Source organism: Dietzia sp. UBA5065, from assembly GCA_002415925.1.
GTDB lineage: Bacteria > Actinomycetota > Actinomycetes > Mycobacteriales > Mycobacteriaceae > Dietzia.
The window spans coordinates 3,660-11,353 of record DIAZ01000124.1; the positions used below are offsets into that span (position 1 = coordinate 3,660).

Genomic DNA, 7,694 nt, shown 5'->3' on the forward strand with positions numbered 1-7,694 from the left:
CTCCCGCCCGGGCTCGGACGGTTCCCGCTCCGCCGCGTGTCGGATTACCCCGACACGGCGCCCGCGGAGTGGCTCGCCCGCGGCGGGGTGATGATGCCGCTGTATCAACGGGAGGCCATGTGGATGGTGTTCCACAGCGAGGAGCCCGCCGCATTGCAGGTCGGCGTGGGCAGGGTGTGCGCCATCAGCGGCGAGACGTGGGACGAGTCCCTGTCGAAGGACCCGCAGAACTACGCGGCCCTCCCGGACCAGCCGTGGCTCGACGGCATCAACGCCGGTGAGGGTTACATCCGGCAGTTCGTGGCCGTGCCCCTCGGGCTGGGGGCGACCGTCGAGGCGCAGGTGACCGGATCGGAGGACCACGGGGGAGTGCAGCTGCGCGCGGTCGGCCTGACCGACCAGGCTCTGCGCAAGTGGGAGGACGCGCAGGGGCAGGTCGAGTGCGACATGGTCTACAGCGCCGACCCCGTTATCCCGTTCTGCGCCCCGCCCGACATGGGCTTGGGTGCGGGCGGGCGCATGCGGCAGGAGGTCTACGCCGACGAGCGCGCGCTGTCCGACTACGACGAGAAGCGGTCCGGTCGCGTGTTTGTCCATCTCTGCTCGGCGGCGCAGTGGTCGGCGATCACAGGTGAGGTGCCGCCCGCCTCCCCGGTCGACCGCGAGACCTATGTCAGGCACGGGCTGCCGTGGTTCGAGTACTACGACGCCGACCACGAGGACCTGGCCCCGAGCGACACACTGGGCAAGGTCAAGACCGTGGGCGACCTGCTCGGCGACGACTCCGGGCCGCACACCCCCGTCGATCCGGCCACGGTCATCCGGCTCAAGGGCGATGGTGGGGATGTGGTGGCGGACGGGCAGTGGTGACGGGCGTGAGGCAATCTGGCGGAGATTCTCTCCGGTGTCTGATCTCACGGTCATGATGACGGGGTCAACCGCCGCCCCACCTGTTCTGCCTTCGAGGAGTTCCGCCGTGCATGAGATCGTGTGCCCCCACTGCGCCAAGGCATTCACTGTCGACGAGGCGGGATATGCCGAGATCGTCCGTCAGGTCCGTACCGAGGAATTCGACAACGAGCTCCACGAGCGTCTCGCGCTCGCCGCGGCGGAGAAGGATAGGGCGGTCGAGCTCGCTGAGGCTCGAGCCGCGGGGGAGCTGCAGAAGGCCGCCGCGGCCAAGGACGCCGAGATCCACGATCTCCAGGCCAAGCTGAAGGCCGAGGAGGTGGCCCGGCAACTCGCCGTACGAGAGGCGCTCGCCGTGGTCGAGAAGGAACGCGACTCGTTGGAGGGCCAGCTCGAGACGGTGGCGGCAGCCAAGAAGGCTGAGCTGGAGCTGGCCGAATCCAAGGCTGCGGCCGCTTTGCAGCAGTCGGTCGCGGCCAAGGAGGCGGAGATCCAGAAACTCAAGGCGAAGCTCGAGGCGGACGGAGTCGCAAAGGAACTCGCGGTGGCCCACGCCGTGGGGCAGGTGGAGAAGGAGCGCGACACCCTCAGGCACGATCTCGAGCGGGCCACCTTGGAGAAGGAGCTGGTCGAGAGATCGCTGAAGGAGAAGTACGAGACGCAGATCAAGGATCGTGACGATGCGATCGAGAGACTGCGGGACCTCAAGGCCCGCCTGTCCACCAAGATGCTCGGCGAGACCCTGGAACAGCACTGCGAGACCGAGTTCAACCAGATCCGCGCAGCGGCCTTTCCCCGGGCGTACTTCGAGAAGGACAACGACACCAGTTACGGGACCAAGGGCGACTTTGTATTCCGCGACACCGACGAGAACGGAATCGAGGTGGTGTCGATCATGTTCGAGATGAAGAACGAGTCCGACACCTCCGCCACGAGGCAGAAGAACGAGGACTTCTTTAAAAAGCTCGACAAGGACCGGAACGACAAGGGGTGCGAGTACGCGGTACTCGTCTCGATGCTCGAGCCGGACAGTGAGCTGTACAACGTCGGAATCGTGGACGTCTCCCACCGCTACCCGAAGATGTACGTGGTCCGTCCGCAGTTCTTCCTCCAGATCATCACGCTCCTGCGGAACGTGTCCATGAACGCCCTGGAGTACAAGTCGCAACTCGAGCTGGTCAAGTCCCAGAATGTCGACATCACCGGTTTCGAGGAGAAGCTCGAGACGTTCAAGACCGCATTCGGGAAGAACTACGATCTCGCGAGTCGGAGATTCCACAGTGCGATCGACGAGATCGACAAGGCCATAGCGCGCCTCCACAAGGTGAAAGAGGACCTTCTCGGGTCCGAGCGGAACCTGCGGTTGGCGAACGACAAGGCCAGCAACATGACCATCAAGAAGCTCACCCGCGGGAACCCGACGATGACGGCGAAGTTCGCTGCCCTGGAGAGCGCTGCGGTCCCCGGCCACGAGGACGGCGTCGAGATCGAATAGTCGGCGGTCGGTCTGGCGGGCCCGCCGCTCCGTGGGGCGACGAAGAATATTGAGCCGGACCCAGATTTCGGCATTTGGCGTAGTGGGGCACAGGCAGATCCCCTCAAGTCAAGACAAAGCGAACGCAGCGAATGACCCGAACGGTGGCTCCAACGTGAGTGTGCTCGACCAACTACCGGCCCTGTCCAAATGGGATCCCGAGACCACCGGTGAGGGAAGCCTCGATCCGTTGGGGATGGGGTCGATAGCGGACCGGATCGCTGACCATCTGGCGCCGGGCGTCCGAGCCCGGATGAGGGATCCGCACTTCGTGGCACGCATCGCGCTCTCCGCCGTCGTCGTCCAGGAGTACAGCCATCTGCGGAGCACAGACGGGACCACGAGGGCGGACATAGCGCTGGAGTGGAACGTGCTGGAGTCGATGGTCCGTCACCAACGGGACAAGCTTCTGTCGATCCCGTTCCCCGGTAGTTCAAAGGCTTCGCGTGCACTGGCGGGCGATGGCCGACTGTCTCCGGCGACTTACCTCCGGGGCCCGCGCGTCTTCGGCTTCACCGGTGTGTACCGCCCGTACTGCGTGGATACCGGGGTGCTCGACGCCCACGGCAGACCCGGCGAAGCGGCGCGGGAACTGGTGGAGGCATGGGAAAAAGACCGAGGTCTGGAGGGATTCCTGAACTACGACCTCTCGACAGAAGGGGGTCTACTGCGCAGATGGATCGCCAACTCGGTCGAGGCGAGCCTGCGAGCAGGGGAGTCCCGCGTCGAGAAGCACACTGTCAAAGCGAAGGAACTTGCGGAGATCATCCTGAAGGTGGGGGAAGGACCACGCGTCCGAGCACTCCTCCGGACGCAACTGTTCGAGACCAGCCACGTCTTGAGGAAGGAAGTGGTGGAGCTGATCGACCGGCCCCCCATCGCGATTGATCTCGCGGACGACAGAGGCGTAGCCGAGGCCATACGGCCCGGGGCCAGCGACGAACTCGCCCGCGTGCTCGACGCTGTGACCCGGTTCGAGCGGCTTGCCGTGACGATGGACAACTGTTTCCGATCCACACTGTCGACGTTCCGGTTGATCACGCCCGAGGCGATCGGGGAGGACGGGCTGCTGGCGGCAGGGGCGTCGTCGATCCGGAGATATGCCGACGAGGCGATCGCGTCGGTCGCCGCCATCGACCAGCTCGGTACTGAACTCAGTGAACGCGTGGCCGAGCTCGTCGCTCCCGTGCGCGAGGCGCCGGGGCCGGTCGAGTTCTTCGACGGGCTCGTCAATAGGCACCTGGCCGTTCAGCAGACCAAGGGGAAGTCCCCGTGGATCACGGACATCGAGGAAGGCTGGGTGCCCCGCCAGATATACCGGGAACAACCCGAGCCGCGCGATGTCGACGCGTGGATGCATCCGTACCGGTTGTCGACGCTGTACTCCTTTGTCGAGGGAACCCGATGAAGCCGGTGGAGGAAAAGGTACTGCTCGATCGCTGGCAGCCACCGCCCGGAGCCGGGGCGCCCATCGCTGTATTCGCGGCGACGTTCGCTCTCGAGGCGGACTTCGTTGACAGAGACTGCCTTTCCAGGTTCCTGTCGGTCACCGGAGTGGACGAATCGACCGACGGCGGGACATCGCGGACCGTCGACGACATCGTGGCGCGCATCGAACTCGAGGACCTCCTGGGAGGGGTGACGGTGTCGGTGCTCGCCGACCGGAGTTCGGTCCAAGCCCGATCCACCCTGCGCTGGGATCTGCTCCCGTGCTCGGTACCCAATGGACTCCTGCACTCGAAGGTGGCGGTGCTGATGTGGGAGCACTCGACCCGGGTCCTGATCGGATCCGCGAACCTCACCTCAGCCGGCTACCGCAAGCAGGTGGAGATGATGCTATCGATCGACCTCGGTCCCGAGTGTCTGCTATCCCGAACGGACCTCATCGAACTCGCCGACGAACTCAGGTCCTATCTGGATCTCATTCCGGGGTACGGGCCCGGGCTGCCCGCCTGGGACCGGGCGCACGCTTCGCTCGAGCTGTTCCGGGACAGGGTGGCGGAGGTGCCATTGGCGTTCGGACGTCGGCGGCTCCGGACGATCCTTGCCCCTTCGTCCCCTCTGGGCAGCGATGTCGGCCGCTCGCCGCGGCGTCCCCTGGAACGGTTCGAGGACGTGTGGAAATCCTTTGCGCGCCCCAACCGCCTCAGCCAGGTCTCGCCGTACTTCGACATGGACGACGAGAGGGCCACGCAAGCGATCGTCGAGGCTATTCTGCCCAGGCGAGGTCGCCGCTCGTGCACCCACGAGGTCCTCACCCTTCTCGATCACTCGGGGAACATCCCGGTCCCGCGCCACCTCCGCGACCGTGCCGGCACGCGCCTCCTGAATGTCACCGACATCGAGAGGAGACTTCATGCCAAAGCCCTGGTTGCAGAGGGGCGCGACGGGGTAGCCGTCCTGGTGGGCAGTTCCAATCACACCGCGAAGGGACTGGGCATCGGTGCCACGACGAAATCCCCTGGCCACAGGGAGATGAACGTCTGGGTCTGTGCGCCGGCGGGGTCCCGCGAATCCCGGTTGCTGCTCGCGCTGGTCCGAGGCGGCGAGGCGCTCGGACCCGAAGTGGAGTCCTGCACCGCGGAGCAGCTGCGCGACGAGGACGAGGACGCTGCTGTTCCTCTCCCCACCGGGTTCGAGATCTGCCGCGCGCTCCGCACCTCGGAGTCCGCCGGCAGCTGGGTCCTCCGATTCCAGGTCGACCCCGCTCTCATCGACCGACTACACGCCTGGACTATCCGCGTGCGTGGAGTGATCCGTTACGACGCGCGGCAGTGGCGGGATGCGGGCCAGCCGGGGGACTGGGAGGTGTCTCTCGAATCGTCGGACCTGCCGACCGCAGTCGACGTGGAGTGGGAGAGTCGACCCGACTCCGGTGAAAAGTCAGACGGGGCCTCCTCCGCGGTATGGGCCGTCGTCGTCGATGACCTCTCGACGCTGCCCCCGTCGCCCGACGTTTCGCTACTACCTGCTTCCGTCCTCTTCTCTGCGCTCAGCCGGGGCCGTTCGCTGTCCGAGGCCGTGGCAGAAATCCTGGCGGAGAACGAAACCGCCGCAGGTGAACCGCAGCGGATCGATCTTCTGGCGCTCCATGACGACCCCAGCTATCTCCTCCGTCGGGGCAGAGCACTGGCGACGGCCTTGGACGGCCTGGAGAAGAGGCTGTCCGCACCCCTCTTCCGCATCAATGATCCGGACCATCTCCGGCGTCGTCTCTTCTCCACCCTCGGGCCCATCGGATTGATCTGCCACCTGTTGCGGGACGTGGAGGGCGGTGTCGTCCCGGTGCCCGAAGCCGCATTCACCATCGCGGAGATCGCGCTCGTCTGCAGCCGCGTCCCGTGGGGCGACCTGATCAATGAGGACGACACCGAGACGTGGGGAGTGCTCGCGGACGCATTGAGGGAAATGCGAGCCTCCGCCAGCATCCTGGCGCGCCTGCCCGAGAGCTTCAGGGACTACCAATCGCGAGCATTCGAGAGGGCTGAAGCATGTATCGCCACGTAACGCAGGGCATTCGTAGGGATGCCCCCTCGCCGCAGTTCCAGGACAGCTGGCGGCGACAGCTGAAAACGGCGGACGAGATCCTGAACCGCCTATGCCAGCAGGAAGGCGTGGTTCTGGCAGACCAGGTGGGGATGGGAAAGACCTACGTCGCGTGTGCCGTGGCGGCGTCGGTGCTGCTCAGTCCGCCTCCGTGGACCCCCCTTCGCAAGCGTCAGGTTGCAATCGTGGTGCCACCGAACGTCGCCGACAAGTGGGTGGGGGAGTGGGCCAGGTTTCACGAGACCTATCTCGGCCCGGAGGTGGGTCTGCGCGGTCCTAGGGCGCCCATCACCAAAGCGGACGACTTTCTCAAGGCGATCGACGACCCGGACTCCCGACGGGCAGACGTGCTGGTGGTGACCCACACCGCCCTGTCCAGGCTCACGGTGAACCATCACATCCAGCTCGCACTGGTGTGGGCCGCGACCGGCGGATCACATCCCACCGAGAACGACCTGTATTTCCGGCGCATCTACGCGAAGTGGTGCGGCGAACACCGCGGCCTCATCGAGGACAGGAGTTACTCGACGGACAGGGTCCTCGAACTCCTGTCGCACAGCCCCGGGACGTGGCAGGACGTGTGGCGGAACCTCACGGGCATCGACCTCGGCGACGACCCGGTTCCGGACGACGTCATCAAGACGCTGGCGGGGTACGACTTCTCGGACGTGCTGGATTGCCTGGACGGTATTCCTCGGCGCCGCGTGGCCGACACGCGCCACTTGGGGGACCGGCTGGTCGCCTCTCGGGCAGAGTTGGCCAAGATCACGACCGACTTCATCCGAGAGGTGCTCGAGGGGACGAGCGCACGGTTCCCCCTGCTGATCCTCGATGAGGCACACGCCGCCAAGAACGACTGGACCAGGCTCGCCCAGCTCTTCGGTTCGCCGGAGTCCCAGACAGGGCGGGGGATCCTCCACGGCGTCGCGGACCGCATGCTGCTCCTGACCGCGACTCCGTTCGCGCTCGGGAACGATGAGTTCGTCCGCGTTCTCCGCCGGATGACGGCAGCGAGCGCGCACGGCATCGAGCGGACGGAGAGCCTCGAGACCCTGCTCACCCGGCTCGACACGGTGATGTCCGAGGCGCAGACAGCGGCTCGGATGTTCGACGACACCTGGTCCCGACTCGATGACGGCGCGGGCCGGGAGTTGGCAGCCTGGGAGCCGATCGATCCCCCGGACACACTCTCCGCCTCTGCGGCCGCCGCCTGGGCGGCTGCCACTCTGTCGGTGACCAAGCGGCAGGCGATGCACGCTGAGCTGGCGAGGTGGGTCATCCGGCACGAGCGGCCAAGGAACCGACTGGTGATCGAGGGCGACGCCATCCGGCCCGGTGGCACGCACTGTCGGGGCATCGAGGTTCCGGACGAGTTGAGCCTGCCGTTCCTGCTTGCCGCGCGGGCCCAGTCACTCTCGGAACGCGGTGCGGGCCGACCCTACTTCGCGTACGGGATCGCCTCCTCGTTCGCTGCGTTTCTGAGGATCGGTGAGGGTGACGGCGACCGGGACTCCGACGACGAGGAGCGCGGCGGCGGAGCCGATATCGATGCGAACGATCCCGTCGACGAATCGGCGTGGTACCGGCGACAGATCGAGACCGCGATCCTTGACAGCGGCGGCCAGATCAGAGCCCGACACCCCAAGGTGGACGCGACGACCACCAGGGTGCTTGACCAGTGGCGAGCGTTCGAGAAGACGGTCGT

5 protein-coding genes are annotated in these 7,694 nt (G+C 66.1%); all 5 read left to right on the forward strand.

The window, feature by feature from the left end:
* A partial coding sequence (locus B4M60_RS09765; protein ID WP_291082929.1) for a hypothetical protein occupies window positions 1-870 on the forward strand: 870 nt, incomplete at its 5' end.
* Window positions 871-976: 106 nt separating this feature from the next.
* Entirely contained in the window at window positions 977-2,404 is a 1,428-nt protein-coding gene (locus tag B4M60_RS09770) for a DUF2130 domain-containing protein (RefSeq protein ID WP_291082932.1), read from the forward strand.
* 154 nt (window positions 2,405-2,558) lie between these two features.
* Window positions 2,559-3,851 (forward strand): hypothetical protein, encoded by a 1,293-nt coding sequence (locus B4M60_RS09775; protein ID WP_291082935.1) that lies wholly within the window; start codon window positions 2,559-2,561, stop codon window positions 3,849-3,851.
* Window positions 3,848-5,950 carry a hypothetical protein gene (locus B4M60_RS09780; RefSeq protein WP_291082938.1) on the forward strand — a complete coding sequence of 701 codons (2,103 nt, stop codon included), beginning with the start codon at window positions 3,848-3,850 and terminating at the stop codon, window positions 5,948-5,950. Before B4M60_RS09775 ends, B4M60_RS09780 begins: the two co-directional genes overlap by 4 nt.
* A gap of 131 nt (window positions 5,951-6,081) precedes the next feature.
* The coding region (locus tag B4M60_RS09785; protein ID WP_291082941.1) for a hypothetical protein at window positions 6,082-7,694 on the forward strand (1,613 nt) is incomplete at its 3' end.

What these genes read in the sequence shown, in the direction of transcription:
- B4M60_RS09780 (WP_291082938.1), top strand. Translation starts at nt 3,848, where the DNA reads ATGAAGCCGGTGGAGGAAAAGGTACTGCTCGATCGCTGGCAGCCACCG.